We start from the raw sequence: 21,630 nt of genomic DNA, 5'->3' as shown, positions 1-21,630 counted from the left end.
GCCGGCCTTCGGGTCTGGCCGCGCTGCTCGGGGATAATCCATTCCCATGAGCGGTAACACTTTCGGAAATCTCTTCGCAGTCACCAACTTTGGTGAATCCCACGGTCCGGCCATTGGCTGCGTGATTGACGGCTGCCCGCCGGGCATGACCTTGAGCGAGGCCGACATTCAGACTGATCTGGACCGTCGCAGGCCTGGCACCAGCCGCTTTGTGACGCAGCGCAATGAGCCGGATGCGGTGGAAATTCTCTCCGGCGTCTATGAAGGCAAGACCACCGGCACGCCGATCTGCCTGCTGATCAAGAACACCGACCAGCGCAGCAAGGATTACGGCAACATCCTGGAGTCGTTTCGCCCCGGCCATGCGGATTACACCTATTTTCAGAAATATGGCATTCGCGACCCACGCGGTGGCGGCCGCTCCTCCGCGCGCCTGACGGCACCCATGGTGGCGGCCGGTGCCGTGGCCAAGAAATGGCTGTTTGAGCACTATGGCACGGTGTTTCGGGGCTGCATGACGCAGGTGGGTGAATTGCCCATTGCGTTCGAGTCCTGGGACCTGGTACCCAACAACGCCTTTTTTGCACCCGTGGCGGATGTCTCGGCGCTGGAAGCCTACATGGATGCACTGCGCAAGGCCGGCGATTCCTGCGGTGCCCGCATTCGCGTCTCCGCCGCCAACGTGCCGGTGGGCCTCGGCGAGCCGCTGTTTGACAAGATGGACTCTGATATTGCCTACGCCATGATGGGCATCAATGCCGTCAAAGGGGTGGAAATTGGGGCCGGCTTTGCCAGTGTCTCGCAACGCGGCACCACGCATGGCGATTCCCTCTCGCCGCAGGGCTTCCGCTCCAACAATGCGGGCGGCGTGCTGGGCGGCATCAGCACCGGGCAAGACCTGGAGGTGTCGATTGCCATCAAGCCGACCAGCTCCATCATCACGCCGCGCGAGTCGATCGACATCAATGGCCAGTCCACCGAAGTCATCACCAAGGGCCGACACGACCCCTGCGTCGGTATCCGTGCCACACCCATCGCCGAGGCCATGCTGGCGTTGGTGGTGATGGAGCATGCGCTGCGGCAGCGCGCCCAGTGCGGCGATGTGACGGTGGGCTTGAAGCCCATCAACGCGTCGGCCTGATTTTTTTTGGCGCCAGAGGGCGGCATGCCTGATTCCGACACGTCCGCCCGGCGCCGCCACCTGATCCCGTTTGCGGCGCTGTCCGCCAGTTATTTCGCCCACATCGGGTTTTTCAATCCGTACTTGCCTCTCTGGTTGAAGGACATGGGGCTGGGCATTTTTGCCATCAGCCTGCTGACTTCGATCCAGGCGGCGACGCGTCTTTTTGCCCCCTATGCCTGGGGCGCCCTGAGTGACCATACCGGCGAACGCGTCAAATTGCTGCGCCTGGGTGCCAGCGTGGCCCTGCTGGCCTCCCTGGGTTTGTGGTTCAACCTCGGGCTTTGGTGGCTGGCGGCCGTGTTGCTGCTGATGTTCACCCACACCAGCGCCATGATGCCGATGAGCGAGTCGGCCATGGCGCATCTGGTCAGCAGCGGTGGTGCCTTCGATGCCCGGCGCTATGGCCGGGTGCGCTTGTGGGGCTCGATGGGCTTTCTGCTCACGGTGCTGCTGGCCGGCTTCTGGTTTGAGCAGTTCGGCATGGCGCATTTTCCGGCGTGGACCGTGCTGACTCTGCTGGCCGTGGTCATCAGTGCGTGGCGTTTGCCGGACCTGAAAGAAGAAGTGCATGGGCACGCGCGCAAGGTCGCCGTCTGGCCGGTCTTGAAACAACGAGCGGTGCAATGGCTGTTTGCCTCGATCTTTTTCCATGTGCTGTCGCACATGGGTATCTATGTTTTCTTTTCCCTGTATCTGGACTCGCTGGGCTACAGCAAAACCATGATTGGCCTGCTGTGGGCGGTGTCGGTGCTGGTGGAGATTGGCTGGTTTTTTACCCAGAGTCGCTGGTTGCCGCTGATGAGTCTGACCGGCTGGCTCGTGTTGTGTGGGGCAGTTACTGCGTTGCGCATGGGTTTGACGGCCACCAGCGCCACCGTATTGCCCGTGCTGTTGCTGGCGCAGATGCTGCATGCGCTGACGTTTGCGGCGCACCATTCGGTCTGCACCGCCTTGCTGTCGCACCACTTCCCGGGGCGTTTGCGCGGTCGCGGGCAGGCGCTCTACACCGTGGCGGGTTACGGATTTCCGGGTGTCTTAGGGGGCTTGGCCGGTGGCGCCTTAAGTGCAAAATACGGCTTAGCCGCCGTATTCATTGCGACATGCGCTACTGGTTTGATAGCAACGGTGTGTGCTTTCAGGGTTTGGCGGCTCCAGCACCCTGCCAGTTCAAGCCACGGGTAAAACTGCTGCTCCGCAAACGGAGTGACTAGGTATTAACCCTTGTTCCAGGTCAAGGTTTATTTTGTTGGAATGTGCTAATTACTGTAATTTCAGAAAATACTGAAAACTCAGAAGAAAGCCGTCATGAACCTTCCCCCACTCACTCAGCGTTTTGTCCTGCATTTTGGCGAGATGGGCAGCCGCTGGGGTATCAACCGCACGGTGGGGCAAATCTATGCGCTGCTTTATGTGTCGGCCAAACCGCTCAATGCCGACGAAGTCGGCGAGGCGTTGTCCTTTTCACGCTCCAACGTGAGCATGGGCCTGAAAGAATTGCAGTCCTGGACTGCCTGGTGCGTCTGATTCACCAGCCCAAAGACCGTCGCGAATATTTCCAGGCGCCTGAAGACGTGTGGGCGATCTTTCGCACGCTGGCGGCGGAGCGACGCAAGCGCGAGATTGATCCCACGCTCTCCATGCTGCGCGATGCGCTGATGGAGCAGCCCAGCGTGGCGGAAGATATTCACGCCCAGGCGCGTATGAAGCAGATGCACGCGTTCATTGAGCTGATGACCGACTGGCTCGACGACGTGCAGAAAATGGATTCGGCCACGCTGGCCAGCCTGATGAAGATGGGCGCCAAAGTGCAGAAGCTGCTGGAGCTCAAAGAGCGGGTGAAACAGGTGTTCACCTCGCCCACCGAGGCTTCGAAATCAGAACCCCTTTCCGTCGAGGCACCCCACGATGCAAACCTTTGACCCTGTCCATCTGGCCCGCATCCAGTTTGCGGCCAACATGACTTTCCACATCCTGTTTCCGACCATCAGCATCGCGATGGGCTGGGTGCTGCTGTTTTTCAAGACCCGCTTCGTCGCCACTGGCCAGCCGCACTGGATGGACGCCTACCAGTTCTGGGTGAAGATTTTTGCGCTCACCTTTGCGCTGGGCGTCGTCAGCGGCATCACCATGAGCTTTCAGTTTGGGACCAACTGGCCTGGCTTCATGACCACGGTCGGTAACGTGGCCGGACCGCTGCTGGCCTACGAGGTGCTGACCGCGTTCTTTCTGGAAGCCACCATGCTCGGCATCATGCTGTTTGGGCGTGGGCGGGTCAGCGAACGGGTGCATACCTGGGCCACCTTCCTGGTGGCGGCGGGCACCACGGCCTCGGCGTTCTGGATTCTGGCGCTCAACTCCTGGATGCACACGCCGGCCGGCTTTGAGATGATCAACGGCCAGGCCCATGTGACCAGCTGGTTCAAGGTGATTTTCAACCCGTCCTTCCCCTACCGCTTCAGCCACATGCTGCTGGCCTCGGGCCTGACGGTGGCATTTTTGCTGGCCGGTATCAGCGCTTTTCGCTGGCTCAAACAGGACCGCGGGGCGGATGTCAATGCCGGACTGCGCACTGGCATTTATATCGCCGCCTTGCTGATCCCGATCCAGATCGTGGTCGGCGATCTGCATGGCGTGAACACGCTGCATCACCAGCCGGCCAAGATTGCCGCCATGGAGGGCATTTGGGAGACGCAACGCGGCGCGCCTGCGGTGTTGTTTGCGTGGCCGGATGCGGCCACGCAGTCCAACCAGCTTGAGCTGGCTATTCCGAAGCTCGCTTCGCTGTACCTCACGCACGACTGGAACGGCGAAGTTAAAGGCATCAAGGAATTTGGCGATCAGCATCCGCCGGTGGCGCCGGTGTTTTGGGCGTTCCGGACCATGGTTGGTGTCGGCTTGCTGATGTTGGCCGTGAGTTGGTTCAGTGTCTGGCAGACCCGCCGGCAGCGGTCGATCCAGCCGTGGCTGGCCCGGGTGCTGGTGGCCATGACCTTTGCCGGCTGGGTGGCCTTGATCTCGGGCTGGTACACCACCGAAATCGGCCGCCAACCGTGGTTGGTGCAGGGCGTGTTGACCGCTGCGCAAGCCGCCTCCAACGTGCCCGCGTCCAACATCGCACTGACGCTGGTGATGTACCTCACCTTGTACGTGACGCTGTTTTTTTCCTACATCAAAGTGGTGTTTTATCTGGCCAAAAAAGCGACTCTGAAAGAGGGCGGCGTGTACACCGGCGGTGTAGCGGATGCAGAGCCTGCCGTTCAAGGAGTGCAACATGCTTGACCTCACTCCCGATCTCACCCAAGCCGCTGGGTGGCTGCCGCTGGTGTTCGCCTTGGTGATGGCGCTGGCCATGCTGGCCTATGTGATTCTGGACGGCTACGACCTCGGGGTCGGTGTGTTGCTGCGCCGGGCCGATGATGTGGCGCAAAAAGACGCCATGATTGCCAGCATCGGCCCGTTTTGGGATGCCAATGAGACCTGGCTGGTGCTGGGCGTAGGGGTGCTGCTGGTGGCCTTCCCGCTGGCGCATGGTGTGATTCTGGGCGCACTGTATTTGCCGGTGGCCCTGATGCTGGTGGCGCTCATGTTGCGCGGGGTGGCGTTTGATTTTCGGGTCAAAGCCCGTGCTGAACACAAGCCGCTTTGGGACCGGGCTTTTTACACCGGTTCGCTGCTGGCCGGCTGGTCGCAAGGTTTCATGCTGGGTGGCTTGATTACCGGCTTCAAGGACGATTTGTGGAGTCAACTGTTCAACGCGCTGATCGGTCTGTGCCTGGTCGCCGCCTATTGCCTGCTCGGCGCGGGCTGGCTGATCATGAAAAGCGAAGGTGTGTTGCAGCTCAAAGCCGTGGCTTGGGCGCGGGGTAGTCTGGGGTTTACGGCGGCGGGGGTGGCCGCAATCTCCCTCATGACCCCGCTGGTGAGTCAGCGTATTTTCGAGAAATGGTTCAGCTTTCCCAATCTGGTGATGCTGCTCCCGATCCCGGCGATGACATTGGCACTTTTTTGGGTGATGGCGCGCAGCTTGAAGCGCTTGCCGACGCGGCTGGAACAAGGCAACCAGTACGGTGCGGCCGTGCCATTCGCCTGCACCGTGGGCGTGTTCCTGCTGGCGTTTTACGGACTGGCCTACAGCCTGTTTCCGTGGCTGGTGGTGGACCGCATCACGCTCTGGCAAGCCGCCAGCGCGCCGGAAGCACTGATGGTGATTTTTTATGGCGTGGTGGTGGTGTTGCCAGTGATCATTGGCTACACCGTGTTTGCCTACCGCGTGTTCTGGGGCAAGTCCACGGCTTTGAAGTACTGACGGACAGCGCCGATAATCAGCGCCATAAGGGCAAGCACTGCCCCCAACTGATTCATGGAAGCTGCTTAATGAAAACTGCCTTGATCCTCAATGGCCCCAACCTCAACCTGCTGGGCACGCGCGAACCGGCCGTGTATGGCTCGCAAACGCTGGTCGATGTGGAAAAGCTGTGCGCCCAGGCCTGCACCACCCACGGTTTCGCGCTGGACTTTCGCCAAAGCAACCACGAAGGCCAATTGGTTGACTGGCTGCATGAGGCCGGGCGGCTGCACGCCACGGGCAAATTGGTCGGCGTCATTTTGAATGCCGGCGCCTACACGCACACGTCGATTGCGCTGTTTGACGCGATCAAGGGCACGGGCATCAGCCTGATTGAACTGCACATTTCCAACGTGTTTGCGCGCGAGGCGTTTCGCCATCACTCCTATATTTCACCTGCGGCCAAGGCCGTGATGTGCGGCCTGGGTGTCAGTGGTTACGCCCTGGCCATTGCCGGCTTGGCCACGATGCAAACAGGAGTCTCCGCATGACTTTGAAAACCCCTGAACTGCTGGCGCCCGCCGGCTCGCTGACGATGCTGGAAACCGCCATGGCCTTTGGCGCCACCGCGGTCTATGCCGGTCAGCCGCGCTACAGCTTGCGCGTGCGCAACAACGACTTCGGCAATATCGAGGTGCTGAAACAAGGCATTGACCGGGCTCACGAGTTGGGCAACAAGTTCTTCCTGGTGTCCAACATTTTCCCGCATGACAACAAGATCAAGAGCTATGTGCAAAACATGGCGCCAGTGATTGCCTTGAAGCCCGACGCCATGATCATGTCCGATCCCGGCTTGATCATGATGGTGCGCGAGACCTGGCCCGAGATGGAAATCCACCTCTCGGTGCAGGCCAACACGGTCAATTCGGCCGCCGTTAAATTCTGGAAAAGCGTCGGTGTCAGCCGCGTGATTCTGTCGCGTGAACTGTCGCTGGACCAGGTAGCGCAGATTCGCCAGGAGTGTCCGGACACCGAGCTGGAAGTGTTTGTGCATGGCGCCCTGTGCATCGCTTATTCGGGCCGTTGCCTGCTGTCCGGCTACTTCAACCACCGCGACGCCAACCAGGGCAGTTGCACCAACTCCTGCCGCTGGGACTACAAAACCCAGCCCGGTGTGGTTGATGCCTCGGGCGACATTCTGGCGCCGCAGGCGGCTGCCGAGCGGGAGCGCGAAGGCCAGCATTCTGAGGTCTATGTGATCGAAGAAAGCCAGCGCCCCGGCAGTTACATGCCGATTGAAGAGGACGAGCACGGCACCTACGTGATGAACTCGAAAGACTTGCGCGCCATTGAGCACGTCCAGCGCCTGGTGGAAATCGGTGTCGATTCGCTCAAAATCGAGGGCCGCACCAAGAGCCCGTATTACGTGGCGCGCACGGCGCAGACCTACCGCCAGGCGATTGACGATGCCGTGGCCGGGCGTGAACTGGACCCGGCCTTGCTGGGGCAGTTGGAAGGCCTGGCCAACCGGGGCTACACCTCCGGCTTCTTCCAGCGCCATACTCCAGAGTCCACCCAAAATTACCTGCGCGGCTATTCCGAGTCCGGGCGCAGTCTGTATGTGGGCGATGTGCTGTCATTTGACGCCGCGCGTGGGTTGGCGGAAGTCAACGTCAGAAACAAATTTGCGGTGGGCGACTGGCTGGAAATCATCCACCCCCAAGGCAACCATAACGTGCAGCTCACGAGCATGGAAAACGGAGATGCCGCGCCGATGGATGTGGCGCCCGGCAGTGGCCATGTCGTCTGGTTGCCGCTGCCCGCCAGTGCGGTGGGCGCTTTTGTGGCGCGTTACGTGACGGACAAAGAGTTTGAAGGTACGCCCAATCAGGTTACCGCTTGAAGGCCTGAACGAGCGACTGTTCCATGGCTGAAGCCGCTGCACTGCCCCTGTTGGAAATCCGCGAGGAGGAGGTCGAGATCACGGCCATCCGGGCGCAGGGGGCGGGCGGGCAAAACGTCAACAAAGTGTCCAGCGCGATTCATTTGCGCTTTGACATTCCTGCTTCTTCGCTGCCAGACGATGTGAAAGAGCGCCTGTTGGCGCTGCATGACAGCCGCATTACCAAGGATGGCGTGCTGGTCATCAAGGCGCAGCAGCATCGCACACAGGAGATGAACAAACTGGACGCCTTTGTCCGTTTGCACGAACTGGTCAATAGCGTGGCGCGGCCCCCGAAGACCCGGCGTGCCACCAAGCCCAGCTATGGCTCGAAGCAAAGAGCGCGCGTGGCCAAAAGCCAGCGCTCCGAGACCAAGGCCTTGCGCGGCCGGGTCAAGGAGTGATCGGACGCGATCCGGTCGTTGAGCCACGTCAAAGCGACCGTTTGCTTGGGGCGTCAGTATTCAAGGTTTTGACCGAAGGAAAATGAATCATGGCTGCGCAACGTATTGTCCTCATTCAAGGTCACCCCGATGTGGTGAGCCGTCATCTGGGTCATGCGCTGGAAGATGCCTATGCGCAGGGCGCCGAGGCGGCCGGGCATGAGGTGCGGCGTATTCCCGTTGCGGAGCTTGATTTCCCGTTGCTGCGCAGCCAGCAAGCCTGGGAGGAGGGCACTCTGCCTGCCTCGCTGGTGCAGGCGCAGGCAGACATTGCCTGGGCCCAACATCTGGTACTGTTTTTTCCGCTGTGGCTGGGCGACATGCCCGCCTTGCTCAAAGGTTTTCTGGAGCAGGTGGCCCGTCCCGGCTTTGCATTCAAGGCAGACGCGAACAACACGTTTGGGAAAAAAGGGCTAACCGGGCGTTCGGCCCGGGTGGTGGTCACCATGGGGATGCCAGCGTTGATCTACCGCTGGTACTTTCGCGCCCACAGTGTGAAAAATCTGGAGCGCAACATCCTCGGCTTTGTCGGTATCTCACCGGTCAACGAAACCCTCATCGGCATGGTGGACAAGCTGGACGACGTTGGCGTCAAAAAGTGGACAGACAAGCTGCACAAGCTAGGCGCCGCTGCGCAATAGGGGGGTCATGAACCTGACATGTTGACTCCCAACAATGGGGCGATCCTTTACCTACTGGAGCGTCTTGATGGATCGTCGCAATTTTTTGAATTCAACTGCGGTGTTGGGCGGTGTCGCCGTTGCCGTGCCCGGGCTCGCGCTGGCGCAAACCGCGCCTGCGGTGATCACGCGCGACGCCATGCGGCCGCAGATGGCCCATGGCATCCAGAGCGGCGACCCCACCTCGGATGGCGCTGTCATCTGGACGCGCAGCGACCGGCCTGCGCGTCTTTGGCTGGAGTGGGCCACCACCGCCAGTTTTGCCAATGCCACCCGCGTGCGGGGCCCGTATTTGATGGAAGACAGCGACTTCACCGGGCGTGTGGATTTGACGGGCTTGCCCGCCGGGCAGGAGATTTTTTATCGCGTGGTGCTGCAGGACCTGCATAACGAACGCGTCTTGTCGGAGGCCATGCCGGGCCACTTGCGGCTGCCGGCTGCCGCGGGCAGCAGGGCGGTGCGCGATGTGCGTTTTACCTGGAGCGGCGACACCGCCGGCCAAGGCTGGGGCATCAATGAAGCCTGGGGCGGCATGAAAATCTATGAGCAGATGCGCCGCGTCAATCCCGATTTCTTTTTGCACAGCGGTGACACCATTTATGCCGACGGTCCAATTCAGGCGCAAGTCAAGCTGCCCGATGGCTCGATCTGGAACAACCTGGTGACGGAAGAAGTGAGCAAGGTCGCGGAGACGCTCAACGAATACCGCGGCCGCTATCGCTACAACCTGATGGACGCCAATGTGCGCCGCATGGCGGCGGACGTGCCGCAAATCTGGCAGTGGGATGACCACGAGGTGTGCAACAACTGGTCCGATGCCAAGGATCTGAGCGCCGACAAACGCTATACCGAAAAGAATGTGCCGTTGCTGGTGGCGCGCGCCACCAAGTCGTTTCTGGAATATGCGCCACTGCGCCGCACCGCCGATGTGGAGAGCGAGCGGGTCTATCGCCATCTGCCGCAGGGCCCGTTGCTGGACCTGTTTGTAGTGGACATGCGCAGCTACCGTGGCCCCAACAGCCACAACCTGCAAACCAGCGAGACCGAAGAAAGTGCCTTCATGGGTCGGCCGCAAATTGCCTGGCTGCTCGACGGCCTCAAACGCTCCAAATCGGTGTGGAAAGTAATCGCCGCGGACATGCCGATCAGCCTGCAGGTGGCCGACGGTCAGGATGGTGAGGGGCGCAACAAATGGGAAGCGGTGGCCAATGGCGACGATGGCGCGCCCCTGGGTCGCGAGCTTGAAATGGCCCGGCTGCTGCGCGAAATCAAACGTGCCGGCATCAAAAACGTGGTGTGGCTGACGGCCGATGTGCATTACACCGCCGCGCATTACTTTGACCCGGCCAAAGCCAAGTTCAGCGACTTTTCTCCGTTCTGGGAATTCGTGTCCGGCCCCTTGAATGCCGGCAGCTTTGGCCCCAATAAAACCGATGCCACCTTTGGTATGCAGGTGGTGTACCAAAAAGCGCCGCAGGAGCAGAACACCGCGCCCACGGCCGGCCTGCAGTTTTTTGGTCAGGTCGACATTGATGCCAAGAGCAAGGCCATGACGGTCACGCTCAAGGACCTCACGGGCGCTTCGCTCTACGCCAAGACGCTGGCGCCACAGCGGGCCTGAGTGGCCAAGAGGTCGGGGTGCGCTACTCGACCTCTTTTTTAGCTGAATACATGGCCAAGTCAGCGCGGTGCGTCAGGGTTTCAACGGAGTCTCCGGGCTGCGCCTGGGCAAAGCCGACGCTGATCGTCACCTGCAACCCGTCTTGAATGTCGGCCCAGTCGAAGTTTTGCACCGCCGCCCGGATCCGTTCGCAGACCTGTTCCACGTCCAATGCGTCGGCGTGTCCGAACGCCAGCACAAACTCGTCGCCGGCCAGGCGCGCCGGCATGTCCCCCTCGCGCAGGTGCGATTTGAGAATCTGCGCAATGCACTGAAGCACCTGATCCCCGATTTGATGTGAAAACCGGTCGTTGATCTGCTTGAACTGGTCAATGTCAATCAAGGCCACAAAGGGTGGCCGTCCCCGCGCCAAACCTTGGCTCAGCAATCCGGGGACAATCTCCGTGAAGCGGCGGCGGTTGGCCAGACCCGTCAACGGGTCTTCAAACGAGAGTTTCTCAAGGGTCTTGGAGGTCGCCTCGATGCGCTGGATCTCCTCGTGATTTTTGCGCACCTTGAGTTGCCAGGCGACCACTGCCGTGCGGCTCTTGAGGAAATCATTGCGCAGGCTCTGCTCGCGCATCCGCAGTGCGGTGAGTTCCTCCCGCGCCGCCTTCTCGTGTCCCTGCTCGGCCAGGATCTGGGAGGCGAGCAAGTGCCCAATGGCGACCATGGGTTCGTGCTCGGTTTCAATCGCCATTTCAAGCATCTTGCGGATGCGCTGCTCTGCACCAAGCCAGTCTTTGCGGGCCCAGGCGATCTCGGCGCGCAACCAGAACTCCAGAATGGCAAGCGAGGTGTTCCAGGGGAATCTGGCGGCCCAGGCCGCACAGATTTCGGCCTCGGCCTCGGCCGCTTCCAACTGTCCCCGCCAGCAGCTTTCAATGCCCGCCAGCAGCAGCCACATTGCTTGACTGACTATGTAGACCCCATGCAGGATGCCGGTTGACTTTTCCGCATCCAGCGGGTTTGTATTGACTTCTCGCAGTGCCTGCAAACGGTCCAGCACGGGGAGTTGTCCTGTGTAATAGCGCTCATAAAAGAGCCGGATAACTTCGGTGTTGCGCTGATTCAGCCAGGGTAGCAAAGCGTCTGAACCCAGTCCCTGGCGCTCCAGGATCGAGATGGCGGTGCTGAAGGCTTCATCCGCCTTGTCGTAGCTGCGGCCATAGGCATAGGCGAGGCCCAGGTAGTTGCAGGACAGCGCCAGCGCAGGTCCGGCTGGCAACAATTCACTCAAGTGCCGGCTTAACAACGCGGTTTCTACCGCTTCTTCGCTTCGGCCCAGCACGCTGTAGGTGTACGACACGATCGTGAGCGCTTCGGATTCGCCGGCCGCATCGCCGATCAACTGAAACAGATAGGCCGCACGTCGGCTGGACTGGTTGGCGCGCCTGAAGCGCGAAACCATGCGGTCACCATTGGCCAGACACAAGAGCGCCTGGGCTTCCAGCTGCAGGTTTTGTCTTTCCCGGGCCGCCGCGACAACGGACTTGGCCAATGCCTGGCAGGCGAGTGCATCGCCGACCCGAAGCTTTGCGTGCGCTTCGTCCAGCAAGGACTCAAAATTGTCCCTCGGCATTTCATGGACCTCGTTTCCCATAAACCCATTCTGATTGCCCGGCATACCTTCTTTGAGGTATTGACACCGAGATTTGTAATTGACAAACCAACGCCGCTCGACGAAACAAGCGCTGACAAAGCCACCAAAGTTGGATATTTGTCGCCCGCTTAATGTGCCCAATCAAAATGGCAACGCGAGGACTTCAGAGCCGGTCGTGATCTGAGTCATTACCGGTGCAACCCAGCCACCCTTCCAGTCACAAGGTGCCGGGATAGGGTCCGAAGCTTTGCGTCTGCAGCTTCCGCTGCATTTGCCAATGCAAAAAAGTGTAACAGTTTGTATTGAATCTGTGGAGGATTTTTGCCAACGGATTTTCGGCAGATCCAGCGGCAAGGCGCCATGGCAGGGGACAATACGACTGTTCACCACTGTATGGACCGCGTTGGCTTCGGCCAGGAGGGGTCGGCATGGGTGGACACCGTTTTGTCGGCACAAGGATCAATTTAAAACATGGCTATTCAGTGGTTCCCGGGTCATATGCATTTGACCAAAAAAGCCATCAGTGACCGCATCAAGAACATTGATGTCGTGATTGAGTTGCTCGACGCACGCCTGCCAGGGTCAAGTGCCAACCCCATGCTGGCTGAACTGACCCAGGGCCGGCCCACCTTGAAGGTGCTGAACAAACAGGATTTGGCCGACCCGGCCATCACGACACAGTGGCTGGCGCATTACAACAGCCAGCCCGGCACCCGGGCACTGGGACTGGATGCCAGCGTCTCCGCCCCCGCCAAGGCCCTGATCAAGGAGTGCTTTGCGCTGGCGCCCCATCGCGGCGGCAATGTCAAGCCGATGCGCGTGCTGATTTGCGGTATTCCCAATGTGGGCAAATCCACGCTGATCAACACCCTCACCGGTAAACGCGCAACCAAAACCGGCGATGAAGCCGGCATCACCAAGCTGGAACAGCGCATCTCGCTGGCGGACGATTTTTACCTTTACGACACGCCCGGCATGCTGTGGCCGCGCATCATCGTGGCCAAAAGCGGCTACAACCTGGCCGCCAGCGGTGCCATTGGCCGCAACGCCTTTAACGAAGAAGAGGTGGCGCTGGAACTGCTGGAGTACCTGAAAACCCATTACGCCCATCTGGTGGAAGCGCGCTTCAAGCTAGTCGCGGTGGCCGCCATGACCGACGAGGAGCTGCTGACTGCCATTGGCCGCAAACGGGGCGCCCTGCAGGGGGGCAATCGCGTCAACATGCAAAAAGCCGCCGAAATTGCCATTTACGACTTTCGGGCCGCCGTGATGGGGCGGATGACGTTGGAAACTCCGGAAGAATTTGCCCTGTGGCTGGTTGCCGGGCAAAAGCTGGATGCCGAGCGTCAGGTCAAGAAAGATGCGATTGAACTCGACCGCAAGATCCGGTTCAAGCAAATTCCACGTCCCAATTCACGCGATGTTTCTTGAGGGTTAAGTGCCGCGGCGCAGTACCAGGTCTGAACATGGAAAGGCAACACATGGCAGCGCGTAGCCCTCGGCTTTTTCTTCGGCACTCAGGCCCGGCCATTCGATGTCGTAACGGACCTCGCCGCGCACCAGTTGCGCAATGCAGGTGCGGCAGGTTCCGTTGCGGCAGGAGCTCGGCCAATCGATGCCGCCTTGCTCCAGCGAGACCAGCAGGGGCTGATGGGTCCAGGCATCAACCTGCTGACCATCAGCCTCCAGGCTGGCGATGAAAAATGGCGGGGCTTGCGTGATATCCATCCCTTTATTGTATGAGTCATTAAATCAGCCTATAGCGCTTGTCAGCGCTGTATTCATCGCTATAAAATAAATAGCATATTGCAGCAACTAACGTCCAACATGAAAACCATTCTTCCCCTGAGCTTGCTGATCAAGCCGGCTCAAAACGATCCGCAACCGCTTATTCTTTACCACGGTCGAAATTGTCCGGACGGCTTTGCGGCGGCCCTGGCGGCTTGGCTTTTTTACGAGGGCAAGGCGGAGTTTCTGGGGCTGGACCATGGCGACATCAAGTCGGTGGCCGACCTGCCCGCGCTGGACGGGCGTGCGGTCTACATTCTTGATTTCTCTTTTTCGCCGGAAATCATGCACGGCATTGAGGAACGTGCCGCCAAGCTGGTCATGCTCGACCACCACAAAAGCGCGGCCGACAAGCTGACCGGTTTTGCCTGTCGCTGTGGCGTGGTGCATTTCGACATGAAAAAGTCAGGCGCCCGGTTGGCCTGGGAATTTTTTCAATCCGAGCACCCCGTACCCGATCTGGTGCGCTTTGTGGAAGACCGCGACATCTGGGTCTGGCAATACCCCGAGAGTGCCGGTTTTCTGGCGGCGCTGGACATGGAGCCGTTCGAGTTTGCGCGCTGGCATCAGATCGCTACCTTTGATGCCCTGCAACTGGCCAGTTACGTGGAGCGGGGCCGGGCCATGGACGAGAAGTTCCGCAAGCTGGCCAGCGGCATTGCCGAGGGCGCGCAGCCCATTCTCTTCAATGGTGTGAGCGGGCTGATGGTCAATGCGCCGGGCGTCTTTCACAGCCTGATCGGCGAAACCCTCTGCAAAAAGAGTGGCACTTTTGCGCTGATGTGGAGCGTTGACAAGAGCGCCGTCGTCAAGGCGGGCCTGCGCTCGGAGAAGGGTTTTAATTGCATTCCGCTGGCCGAAAGCATGGGCGGTGGCGGCCACGCCCAAGCGTGTGGTTTCAAGATGGGCCTGGAGCGCCTGCCTGAACTGCTGCGCGGGCGCCTGGACGCCGCGCCAGCAGCGGTGCCAGCTTAACGCCTACTGCATGGAGTGCAGGCCGATGGTGTTGCCCTCGGTATCCTGCACAATGGCAATAAAACCATAGTGACCAATGCCCATTTTGGGCTGGCAAACGGTGCCGCCGTTGGCGGCGACCCGCGCGGCTTCCACCGCACAGTCGACGCATGAAAAATACACCAGCGTGCCGCCGCTCCCCGGCTTGGTGTGCGGGCTTTTGACCAGCGCCCCGGCCGCACCGGTGCCCTCCGTGCTCATGCTGAACATGCACATTTGCATGTCACCGCCCGGCGGGGTCGCCAAGTCTTCCATCGGGCGTTGCAACACCGCCTGGTAAAACGCCTTGGCCCGTGCCAAGTCGTCGACATAGAGTTCAAACCAGCCCACGGCGTTGGGCTGGACTGCGGTAGTTGCCATGATGAGCTCCTTCACTTGCCTGGCGCAGCGGTGCGCCAGCGTTCAACCAGTCTAGTCATCGATGTTGAACACGGCAAGGCCATTTGTTGCGTGCTATCGCGCTACGATGGGGCGCTGCTACGCTGTCCAACGCTTCAACCCACTGACCCACCATGCCGCTATTGAGTTCTTCCGAACGTCGTACCCGGGCCGCCTTGCGTGTCGCGCTCAGCCATTACGTGGCCAATGGTCTGTCAGCCGCCTTGGGCCTGCTGCTGATTTCGGGCGGGGTGCACCTGTTTTTTGGCGCGTTTGCGGCGGCCGCCGCCTCGGTCGGCATCATTGTTTGTATTCCGCCGGACCAGCCCGCGCCCAAGCGCGGCAAGTTCTGGCAACTGTTGCCGGCGGCGCTGATCGGCCTGCCGATTTTCTTTGGCGTGCAGATGCTGCACGCTGCGCCCATCAGCCTCGGTCTGCTGCTGGTGCCGGCAACTTTCATCGCTTTTCTGGCGGCGGCGTGGGGCAAGCGCGGCTTGCCGATCTCGATTTCGGTCATGTTCGCCATGATCTTCTCGATGGCGGTGCCGCAGCACGCGAACGGCGCCACCGTCCTGTCCACCTGCCTGTATTTCGCCCTCGGCGCGAGCTTGTACCTGCTCTGGGCCACGCTCGCCAACGCCGTGCTGAACGCGCGCTATCGGGAACAAATGCTGGCCGACACGCTGCTGTCGCTGGCCAGCCTCATGCGCACGCAGGCACAGCAGTTCTCCTCGGCGGCAAACGAGCCGGGTGGCCCGATGCCCCTGATTGGCCAGTTGCTGCGGCAGCAGGCCGCATTGGCCGACCAGTTGCAGGCGGCCCGCGACATCCTGCTGGAGTCGCCGCGCACGCCGCGCCGGCAGCGGCTGGCCGGCATGCTGATGCAAGTGCTGGAGATGCGGGACCATCTGCTGGCCTGCGAACTCGACCTTGATACGCTGAAGGCCCACCCCGGCCACGCGCCCGTGCTGGGCGCTTTGCGCGAGGTGCTGGAGGTGCTGGCCGACGAACTCGTGCAGTTGGCCGATGCCCTGCTGCGCGGTCGCATCCCAGCGCCGACGGTGAGCCACCGGCCGCAACTCGCCCGTCTGCAATGGGCCGACGACGGGACGACGACGCTGGACAACCTGGGCCCATCGCCGGCCTTGCTGGCGCGCGGGCTGGCCAGCCGCGTCGGTCACATCAATGACGAAACCTTGCACCTGATTGCGCTGGCGCGCGGGGAGGCCGAGCCGGACGTCGCCCTGGTGCGTACCACCTGGCAGATGTTTGTGAGCCCCACCGCGTGGTCATGGCGGCCCTTCGTCGCCATGTGGCAGTGGGACGCGCCGCCGTTGCGCCACGCCATTCGCGCCGCACTCGCCATTGGCACCGCCTATGCCATCTCACTCTGGCTGCCCTGGGGCACGCATGACTACTGGATTTTGCTGACCATCGTGGTGGTGCTGCGCGGCAGCCTGGCCCAGACGCTGGAGCGGCGCAATCACCGGGTTGCCGGCACGCTGATGGGCTGCATTTTGGCCGGCGCCCTGTTGTCGGCCCATGCCCCGCTCCTGGTGCTGCTGGTGACCTTGACGCTGGCGCAGGCCGTGGCCCATGCCTTTGCCATCAAGCGCTACCTGGTGACGGCGGTGGCCGCCACGGTGCTCGGGCTGCTGCAGGCGCACTTGCTCAAGGCCGGCGTCAGTCCCGCCTTCGATGTGCTGGAGCGGATGGCCGACACGCTGCTTGGCGTGGCCATTGCCTGGGCTTTCAGCTACGTGCTGCCGTCATGGGAGCGCACCCAGATTCCGGCGCTGGTGGCGCGCACCTTGGCGGCGCAGGCGCGCCATGCCCGCGTTGCGCTGGGCTTGGGTCAGTTGCAGGCGGTGGATAACGAGCCTGAACTGGAGTGGCGTCTGGCCCGCCGTGAGGCCTACGACAGTCTCTCGGCGCTGGTACAGGCGACGCAGCGATCCTTGTCGGAGCCGCGCGCCGTGCGCCCGCCGCTGGTGCCTTTGGGCCGGCTGCTGGCGCACAGTTACCAGTTGCTGGCACAACTGACGGCGGTCAAAACCATGTTGTTGTCACGTCGCGGTCGCCTGACGCCGGCGCAGATTCAAACGCCGTTGAGGGAAGCGGCCGCGACGATCGAAGCCACGCTAAGCGGCCGTCCGCCAGACATGGCCCCGGTTCTCCCTGATAGCGCCGATGGGCTGGGTCCGGTGGCGCTGCTCGATCCTTTTGAACACGACCTCAGTCCCTGGGTGCTGCGCCGGCTCGATCTGGCCGCCGGTATTGCCGTGCAATTGCGCGACGATGCCGACCAGGTGCTGCTGCCACCCGTTGCTTAACTCAAGCGGCGCGGGCCACGCCCCAGTAGTGAAAAGTCATGGGCCGCGGCCCGGGCAGGTAGCCGGTGTGCAGGTCGGGCAATTGAAAGCCGGCCGCCTGCAGCAGCGCCGGAATGTCGCGCCCCAGGTGGCAGCCGCCGGCCAGTTTGCCCCACAGCGGCTGCAGCCGCTCTTGCCAGCGCTGCACCGACGCATCCGGCGCGCGGCCATGTTCGCAATACAGCAACTGCCCGCCGGGCGCCAGCACGCGGCGCATCTCCCGGAGCGCGGCCAGCGGGTCGGGGATGGTGCACAGCGTGTAGGTGATCAGCACCGTGTCAAAGCTGGCGTCGGGCAGCGGAATATTTTCGGCCGACAGGCCGAGCAGCTCAACCTCCAGTCCGGCCTGCGCGATGCGTTCCCGCGCCAGCGGGTGCAATTCCAGCGCCGGGTCCAAGCCGACAATTTTCGTGACACGGCTCTTGTCGTAGTAGCGCATGTTCAGCCCGGTGCCAATGCCCACCTCCAGCACGCGGCCCTGCGCCAGCGGCACGATCAGCTGACGCTGCCGGCCCACCATCGGCAGGCCACAGGCAAAGTCCAGCGCGACGGGCAGGATGTGGCGGTCGTACCAGGAGCTGCTCATTCGATCGTCACACCTTTCCAGAAGGCCACCCGGCCGCGCACCATCTCGGCCTCGGTCTTGGGGTCGGGGTAATACCAGACGGCGTCCGTGTTGAGGTCGCCATTGACCATCAGCGAGTAATAGCTGGCCTGGCCCTTCCAGGCACAAGAACTCTTGTGGTTGCTGAAGGTGATGTACTCGCGCTTGAGGGCGCTTTCGGGAAAGTAGCGGTTACCTTCGACCAGCACGGTGTCGTCACTCTCGGCAATAACGGTGTTGTTCCAGATGGCTTTCATGAGGTGCTTTCAAAGTGAAATGGGTGGTGGTCCCCGTTTGTTAGGAATTTTAGGTATTTTAGGCTTCCAGCCCCCGTCTGGTCTGGAGGTATAGCTATAAAAAATATAGCTGTATCAGGGTATTGTTACCTGCTTGCTGCGCCGCCAGAAATACCGCATTAACGGTTTGACGCTGATGCCGTGCAGCACAATGGAGAGCGTCACCACGATCAGCGTCAGTTGTATCAATTGCATCGCCAGCGTGTCGGGCAGCCCGTGCTGGATGGCGTACATCAGGTAGTAAAGCGAGCCAATCCCGCGCACGCCGAACCAGCCGGTCATGCCACGTATCCGCCATGCGGTGGGCGTGCCCAGCAGGGCGACCAGGACACTGATCGGGCGCGCAATCAGGAACAAAAACAGGGCCAGCCCCACGGCCTCCCAGCTCCACGAGCTGAGAAACAGGGTGCCACCGACCAGCAGCACCAGGGTCAATTCCGACAGCCGCTCCAGATGTTCCTTGAAGACCAGCGATCCTTCGCTGACCGTTGGCACGGGCTCGGGAACCGGCTTGGCCTTTGCCGTTGTCGCGGTGCGGACGGTTTCCGGGAGCGTGCGTGCGTTAAGGGCCTCGCGCGCCGCCTGGGCCAGTTTCAACTCGGTTTGGCGAAGTGCGACGGCGGCGAAAAAAACGGCCAGAAACCCCCAGGCGTGCACCAACACCGCCAACCCATAAACGACGCCAATCAGCCCGAGGCCGAGGAAATCGTCCATCAGTTCATGTTGGTGCGGCGCGCGACGCAGCTTCCAGCCCAGCCGTGCCAGCGCCACCCCTGCGCCGCCGCCGATGGCAATGCCGGCCCCGGTGGCCCACAGCACATCCAGCGCGAGCCAGCGCAGGCCGCCATCGCCGAGTTCATGCAGACCCAGCAAGCCCATTCCCAGCATCACAAACGGGAAAGCGCTGCCGTCGTTCATGCCGGCCTCGCTGGTCAAGGTAAAGCGCAGCTGGTCAAGATCGCCGGGATGGCGACTTTGCACGTCGGTGGCCAGCACCGGGTCGGTCGGTGCCAGGATCGCGCCCAGCAGCACGCCAGCCCCCAGCGGCAGGCCCAGCACGTAATAGGCGAAGGCCGCGACCAGCGCCACGGTGAGGGTCATGGCAACGGTCGCCAGCAGGATCGGCGTGCGCCAGCGGCCATAGTTGAACGGGACCGGCATTTTGACGCCGGCCGCAAACAGGGAAATCAAGACGGCGACTTCCGTCAGCGTTTCCAGCAGCGCTGATTCCTTGAGCGGATTGAACTGAAATAGATTGAGCACGCTGGGGCCCACCAGCAGCCCCGCCGCCAGATAAACAATGGCGGCTGTGACCGGCAAGCGCTTGAGGAGGGTGGCGGTCAGGCCCCTGACCAGCATCAGCCCCCCGACGAGCAAAAACCATTGTGCGTTATTCATCGGTAAGGTTCGGATGCAGCGGTGTCCGTTTAGTTCAGGGTTATCGCGTGACGTGCCCCGCTAGCGCTGGTACAGCGCCGCCATCTGCGCGGCAAAGTGCGCCGCCAGGTTGTTGCGCTTGATTTTGAGCGTGGGCGTCATCAGGGTATTTTCCGGGGTCCAGGCCTCTCGCGTCAACCACACCGCCCGCGGCTGGGCATAGTACGGAAAACTGTGGGTCAGCGACTTGATGCGCGCCAGGGCGGCCTCGCGGGCGGTGCTGTCGGCCAGACTGGCCGGCAAGGCGGCGTCCAGCTGCAGGCTCTGTGCCAGCCGCTCCCATTCCGCGCGGTTCAGCACCACGATGCAGGCAATAAAGGGCCGGTTGTCGCCAAAGACATAAGCCTGTTCAAACAGCGGGTCGGCGGAAATCGCCAGTTCCAGGTCCGCCGGCGCAATCTTCTCGCCGGTGGAGGTGACGATGATTTCTTTGAGGCGACCGAGAATGCGGATGCGGCCGTTCTCGATGGCGGCCTGGTCGCCGGTGCAAAACCAGCCGTCCCGAAAAGCCCGCGCGGTTTCTTCCTCGCGCTTCCAGTAGCCGCGCATCACATTCGGCCCGCGCACCTGCAGCTCCAGGTTGTCGCCAATGCGCACTTCCACGCCCGCCAGGGGACGGCCGACGGTGGCCGGGTCGTTGTCCTGCGGCGCATTGGCCGCCACGATGGGCGAGGTTTCGGTCATGCCGTAGCCCTGCACAATCGGCAGCCCCAGCCCGAGAAAACAATGCGCGACCGGTTGTGACAAAGGCGCACCGCCGCTCACCGCCACCCGCAGCCGGCCGCCAAACCGCGCCAGCATCGGTCGCGCAACCAGCGGCTCCAGCAGCCGCCACGCTAGTCTGTCCAGCAGCTGCAGCCCGCCATGTTCGATTGGCAGGCCTTGCTGACGACAGAAACGCCGCCAGCCCACCGCCTCGGCCCAGGCGAACAGCTGCGATTTCAGCTTGGAGGTTGCCAGCATCTCCTGCAGTTTGCTGTGGACGCGCTCGTAAACGCGCGGCACCGAGATCAGGATCGTCGGGCGCACGGTTTTGAGGTCTTCCGCCAGCAAGGCCACCGAGCGCGCAAAAGCCACGCAGCAACCGGCCGCAATCGGCAGGTAGTAGCCGGCGGTGCGCTCGAAGGTGTGCGACAAGGGCAGGAACGACAACAGCACGTCATGCGCCGATGGCGCCACGCGGGCCAACGTGGCCGTCACGTTCGACATCACATTGGCGTGCGTCAGCATGACGCCCTTGGGTTTGCCGGTGGTGCCCGAGGTGTAGACCAAACCGGCGAGGTCTTGCTCTGCCGGTGCCGCGTGCCGCATGGCGTCGGTCGTTTGGGCCGTGTCCGCGGCCGGCAGCCACTCGTGCAAGGCCCGTACTGGCGGTGTGCTGCTCTCGGGGGCTGTGCTGGGCGCCGGCTGCGTGACCACCACCAGACGCAACGCTGGCAGCGGCAGCTGGACTGACGCAATGGCCTGCCACTGCGTGTCGGAGGTTGTGACCAGCAGCACGGCGTCGCTGTCGCTCAGGATGTAGGCAATGCTCGCCGGGTTGTCGAGGGCGTGCAGCGGCACCGGCACGCAGGCCAGCGCCAACGTGGCCTGATCGATGCAGACGGCATCCAGGCCGTTTGGCAGCAAGATGGCAATGCGTGCACCGCGCGGCAAGTCGAGCCGGGCCAGCGCCTCGGTCCAGCGTGCGACCCGCTCACCCGCTTCGGCCCAGCTGGTGCTGACCCAGCTGCTGGTCTCCAGGTTGAACTGTCGGTAAGCCTCGGCACGCGGCGTTGTGGCCACGCGCCAGGCAAAGAGCTGCGGCAGCGTGCGAACGCTGGCCGGCAAGGTGCGTTGGGGAGCGGTGTTCATGGCTCATGATAGCGGCTGGTCCCGGCAGGTGACCCGAACACACGCCTATGTCATTTTCAAACGTCGGAATTTATACGTTTTAGACCTCTAG

19 protein-coding genes, 1 pseudogene and 1 riboswitch are annotated in these 21,630 nt (G+C 61.8%); of the genes and pseudogenes, 13 read left to right on the top strand and 7 right to left on the bottom strand.

Annotated features, from left to right (window positions below; translation table 11 throughout):
• The first annotated feature begins 46 nt into the window (after positions 1-46).
• From aroC to HHJ17_RS00480, 10 genes and pseudogenes are all read left to right on the top strand, one after another.
• On the top strand, positions 47-1,141 hold the full coding sequence (gene aroC, locus HHJ17_RS00525; protein WP_296504619.1) for a chorismate synthase: 1,095 nt from the start codon (positions 47-49) through the stop codon (positions 1,139-1,141).
• Positions 1,142-1,165: 24 nt separating this feature from the next.
• Positions 1,166-2,365, top strand: a complete 1,200-nt coding sequence (locus tag HHJ17_RS00520; protein ID WP_296504618.1) for an MFS transporter — start codon at positions 1,166-1,168, stop codon at positions 2,363-2,365.
• A 123-nt stretch (positions 2,366-2,488) separates the two neighbouring features.
• A pseudogene (locus HHJ17_RS00515) lies at positions 2,489-3,102 on the top strand (GbsR/MarR family transcriptional regulator).
• Positions 3,089-4,462: a cytochrome ubiquinol oxidase subunit I gene (locus tag HHJ17_RS00510; protein WP_296500032.1), complete on the top strand. Its 1,374-nt coding sequence runs from the start codon at positions 3,089-3,091 to the stop codon at positions 4,460-4,462. Before HHJ17_RS00515 ends, HHJ17_RS00510 begins: the two are co-directional and overlap by 14 nt.
• Positions 4,455-5,489: a cytochrome d ubiquinol oxidase subunit II gene (locus HHJ17_RS00505; protein ID WP_296500031.1), complete on the top strand. Its 1,035-nt coding sequence runs from the start codon at positions 4,455-4,457 to the stop codon at positions 5,487-5,489. The genes HHJ17_RS00510 and HHJ17_RS00505 overlap by 8 nt, the downstream gene beginning before the upstream one ends.
• A gap of 68 nt (positions 5,490-5,557) precedes the next feature.
• Positions 5,558-6,019 (top strand): type II 3-dehydroquinate dehydratase, encoded by a 462-nt coding sequence (aroQ, locus tag HHJ17_RS00500; RefSeq protein ID WP_296500030.1) that lies wholly within the window; start codon positions 5,558-5,560, stop codon positions 6,017-6,019.
• Positions 6,016-7,371 (top strand): tRNA 5-hydroxyuridine modification protein YegQ, encoded by a 1,356-nt coding sequence (gene yegQ, locus HHJ17_RS00495; RefSeq protein WP_296500028.1) that lies wholly within the window; start codon positions 6,016-6,018, stop codon positions 7,369-7,371. The genes aroQ and yegQ overlap by 4 nt, the downstream gene beginning before the upstream one ends.
• Positions 7,372-7,394: 23 nt before the next feature.
• A complete protein-coding gene (gene arfB, locus HHJ17_RS00490) occupies positions 7,395-7,814 on the top strand; it encodes an alternative ribosome rescue aminoacyl-tRNA hydrolase ArfB (protein ID WP_296504616.1) in 420 nt (139 codons plus the stop codon).
• Positions 7,815-7,903: 89 nt separating this feature from the next.
• A complete protein-coding gene (locus tag HHJ17_RS00485) occupies positions 7,904-8,494 on the top strand; it encodes an NAD(P)H-dependent oxidoreductase (RefSeq protein WP_296500026.1) in 591 nt (196 codons plus the stop codon).
• 67 nt (positions 8,495-8,561) lie between these two features.
• Positions 8,562-10,154, top strand: coding sequence for an alkaline phosphatase D family protein (locus tag HHJ17_RS00480; RefSeq protein ID WP_296504613.1), 1,593 nt, complete (start codon positions 8,562-8,564; stop codon positions 10,152-10,154).
• A 22-nt stretch (positions 10,155-10,176) separates the two neighbouring features.
• Here HHJ17_RS00480 and HHJ17_RS00475 read toward each other — a convergent pair whose 3' ends face one another.
• On the bottom strand, positions 10,177-11,775 hold the full coding sequence (locus HHJ17_RS00475; RefSeq protein ID WP_296504612.1) for a GGDEF domain-containing protein: 1,599 nt from the start codon (positions 11,773-11,775) through the stop codon (positions 10,177-10,179).
• Between the two features lie 213 nt (positions 11,776-11,988).
• Positions 11,989-12,082: riboswitch (cyclic di-GMP riboswitch) on the bottom strand.
• Positions 12,083-12,267: 185 nt separating this feature from the next.
• Here HHJ17_RS00475 and ylqF point away from each other — a divergent pair.
• On the top strand, positions 12,268-13,227 hold the full coding sequence (ylqF, locus tag HHJ17_RS00470) for a ribosome biogenesis GTPase YlqF (protein ID WP_296504609.1): 960 nt from the start codon (positions 12,268-12,270) through the stop codon (positions 13,225-13,227).
• 3 nt (positions 13,228-13,230) lie between these two features.
• On the opposite strand, the gene HHJ17_RS00465 is transcribed toward ylqF, so the two are convergent.
• Positions 13,231-13,524 carry a 2Fe-2S iron-sulfur cluster binding domain-containing protein gene (locus HHJ17_RS00465; RefSeq protein ID WP_296504608.1) on the bottom strand — a complete coding sequence of 98 codons (294 nt, stop codon included), beginning with the start codon at positions 13,522-13,524 and terminating at the stop codon, positions 13,231-13,233.
• 99 nt (positions 13,525-13,623) lie between these two features.
• Between HHJ17_RS00465 and HHJ17_RS00460 the strand changes: the two genes are divergently transcribed.
• A complete protein-coding gene (locus HHJ17_RS00460; protein ID WP_296504607.1) occupies positions 13,624-14,559 on the top strand; it encodes a DHHA1 domain-containing protein in 936 nt (311 codons plus the stop codon).
• Positions 14,560-14,562: 3 nt separating this feature from the next.
• On the opposite strand, the gene HHJ17_RS00455 is transcribed toward HHJ17_RS00460, so the two are convergent.
• Complete coding sequence (locus tag HHJ17_RS00455) at positions 14,563-14,958, bottom strand: VOC family protein (protein ID WP_296500014.1); 396 nt, start codon at positions 14,956-14,958, stop codon at positions 14,563-14,565.
• 152 nt (positions 14,959-15,110) lie between these two features.
• On the opposite strand from HHJ17_RS00455, the gene HHJ17_RS00450 reads away from it, so the two are divergent.
• On the top strand, positions 15,111-17,309 hold the full coding sequence (locus HHJ17_RS00450) for an FUSC family membrane protein (protein ID WP_296504605.1): 2,199 nt from the start codon (positions 15,111-15,113) through the stop codon (positions 17,307-17,309).
• Position 17,310: 1 nt separating this feature from the next.
• Here the strand turns inward: HHJ17_RS00450 and HHJ17_RS00445 are convergent, their stop codons facing one another.
• The 4 genes from HHJ17_RS00445 to HHJ17_RS00430 all read right to left on the bottom strand — a co-directional run bounded on the left by HHJ17_RS00445 (position 17,311) and on the right by HHJ17_RS00430 (position 21,539).
• Positions 17,311-17,934 (bottom strand): methyltransferase domain-containing protein, encoded by a 624-nt coding sequence (locus HHJ17_RS00445; protein WP_296500011.1) that lies wholly within the window; start codon positions 17,932-17,934, stop codon positions 17,311-17,313.
• Positions 17,931-18,209 (bottom strand): DUF427 domain-containing protein, encoded by a 279-nt coding sequence (locus HHJ17_RS00440; RefSeq protein ID WP_296504603.1) that lies wholly within the window; start codon positions 18,207-18,209, stop codon positions 17,931-17,933. Before HHJ17_RS00440 ends, HHJ17_RS00445 begins: the two co-directional genes overlap by 4 nt.
• A 114-nt stretch (positions 18,210-18,323) precedes the next feature.
• Positions 18,324-19,646, bottom strand: coding sequence for a cation:proton antiporter (locus tag HHJ17_RS00435; protein ID WP_296504602.1), 1,323 nt, complete (start codon positions 19,644-19,646; stop codon positions 18,324-18,326).
• 60 nt (positions 19,647-19,706) lie between these two features.
• A complete protein-coding gene (locus tag HHJ17_RS00430; RefSeq protein ID WP_296504601.1) occupies positions 19,707-21,539 on the bottom strand; it encodes a long-chain fatty acid--CoA ligase in 1,833 nt (610 codons plus the stop codon).
• Between the last annotated feature and the right edge of the window lie 91 nt (positions 21,540-21,630).

The organism is Rhodoferax sp., assembly GCF_012927445.1.
Classification (GTDB): domain Bacteria; phylum Pseudomonadota; class Gammaproteobacteria; order Burkholderiales; family Burkholderiaceae_C; genus Rhodoferax.
Note: the sequence above shows the minus strand (reverse complement) of the source record. Positions and strands in the feature narration are given on the sequence as shown.

Excerpts from the sequence above, each read along its gene's own strand:
- HHJ17_RS00460 (WP_296504607.1), top strand. The coding sequence starts at position 13,624 with ATGAAAACCATTCTTCCCCTGAGCTTGCTGATCAAGCCGGCTCAAAAC.
- HHJ17_RS00465 (WP_296504608.1), bottom strand. The coding sequence starts at position 13,524 with ATGGATATCACGCAAGCCCCGCCATTTTTCATCGCCAGCCTGGAGGCT.
- HHJ17_RS00505 (WP_296500031.1), top strand. The coding sequence starts at position 4,455 with ATGCTTGACCTCACTCCCGATCTCACCCAAGCCGCTGGGTGGCTGCCG.
- HHJ17_RS00480 (WP_296504613.1), top strand. The coding sequence starts at position 8,562 with ATGGATCGTCGCAATTTTTTGAATTCAACTGCGGTGTTGGGCGGTGTC.
- HHJ17_RS00485 (WP_296500026.1), top strand. The coding sequence starts at position 7,904 with ATGGCTGCGCAACGTATTGTCCTCATTCAAGGTCACCCCGATGTGGTG.
- HHJ17_RS00435 (WP_296504602.1), bottom strand. The coding sequence starts at position 19,646 with ATGAATAACGCACAATGGTTTTTGCTCGTCGGGGGGCTGATGCTGGTC.
- aroQ (WP_296500030.1), top strand. The coding sequence starts at position 5,558 with ATGAAAACTGCCTTGATCCTCAATGGCCCCAACCTCAACCTGCTGGGC.
- aroC (WP_296504619.1), top strand. The coding sequence starts at position 47 with ATGAGCGGTAACACTTTCGGAAATCTCTTCGCAGTCACCAACTTTGGT.
- HHJ17_RS00430 (WP_296504601.1), bottom strand. The coding sequence starts at position 21,539 with ATGAACACCGCTCCCCAACGCACCTTGCCGGCCAGCGTTCGCACGCTG.
- arfB (WP_296504616.1), top strand. The coding sequence starts at position 7,395 with ATGGCTGAAGCCGCTGCACTGCCCCTGTTGGAAATCCGCGAGGAGGAG.
- HHJ17_RS00445 (WP_296500011.1), bottom strand. The coding sequence starts at position 17,934 with ATGAGCAGCTCCTGGTACGACCGCCACATCCTGCCCGTCGCGCTGGAC.
- yegQ (WP_296500028.1), top strand. The coding sequence starts at position 6,016 with ATGACTTTGAAAACCCCTGAACTGCTGGCGCCCGCCGGCTCGCTGACG.
- HHJ17_RS00440 (WP_296504603.1), bottom strand. The coding sequence starts at position 18,209 with ATGAAAGCCATCTGGAACAACACCGTTATTGCCGAGAGTGACGACACC.
- HHJ17_RS00475 (WP_296504612.1), bottom strand. The coding sequence starts at position 11,775 with ATGCCGAGGGACAATTTTGAGTCCTTGCTGGACGAAGCGCACGCAAAG.
- ylqF (WP_296504609.1), top strand. The coding sequence starts at position 12,268 with ATGGCTATTCAGTGGTTCCCGGGTCATATGCATTTGACCAAAAAAGCC.
- HHJ17_RS00450 (WP_296504605.1), top strand. The coding sequence starts at position 15,111 with ATGCCGCTATTGAGTTCTTCCGAACGTCGTACCCGGGCCGCCTTGCGT.
- HHJ17_RS00455 (WP_296500014.1), bottom strand. The coding sequence starts at position 14,958 with ATGGCAACTACCGCAGTCCAGCCCAACGCCGTGGGCTGGTTTGAACTC.
- HHJ17_RS00510 (WP_296500032.1), top strand. The coding sequence starts at position 3,089 with ATGCAAACCTTTGACCCTGTCCATCTGGCCCGCATCCAGTTTGCGGCC.
- HHJ17_RS00520 (WP_296504618.1), top strand. The coding sequence starts at position 1,166 with ATGCCTGATTCCGACACGTCCGCCCGGCGCCGCCACCTGATCCCGTTT.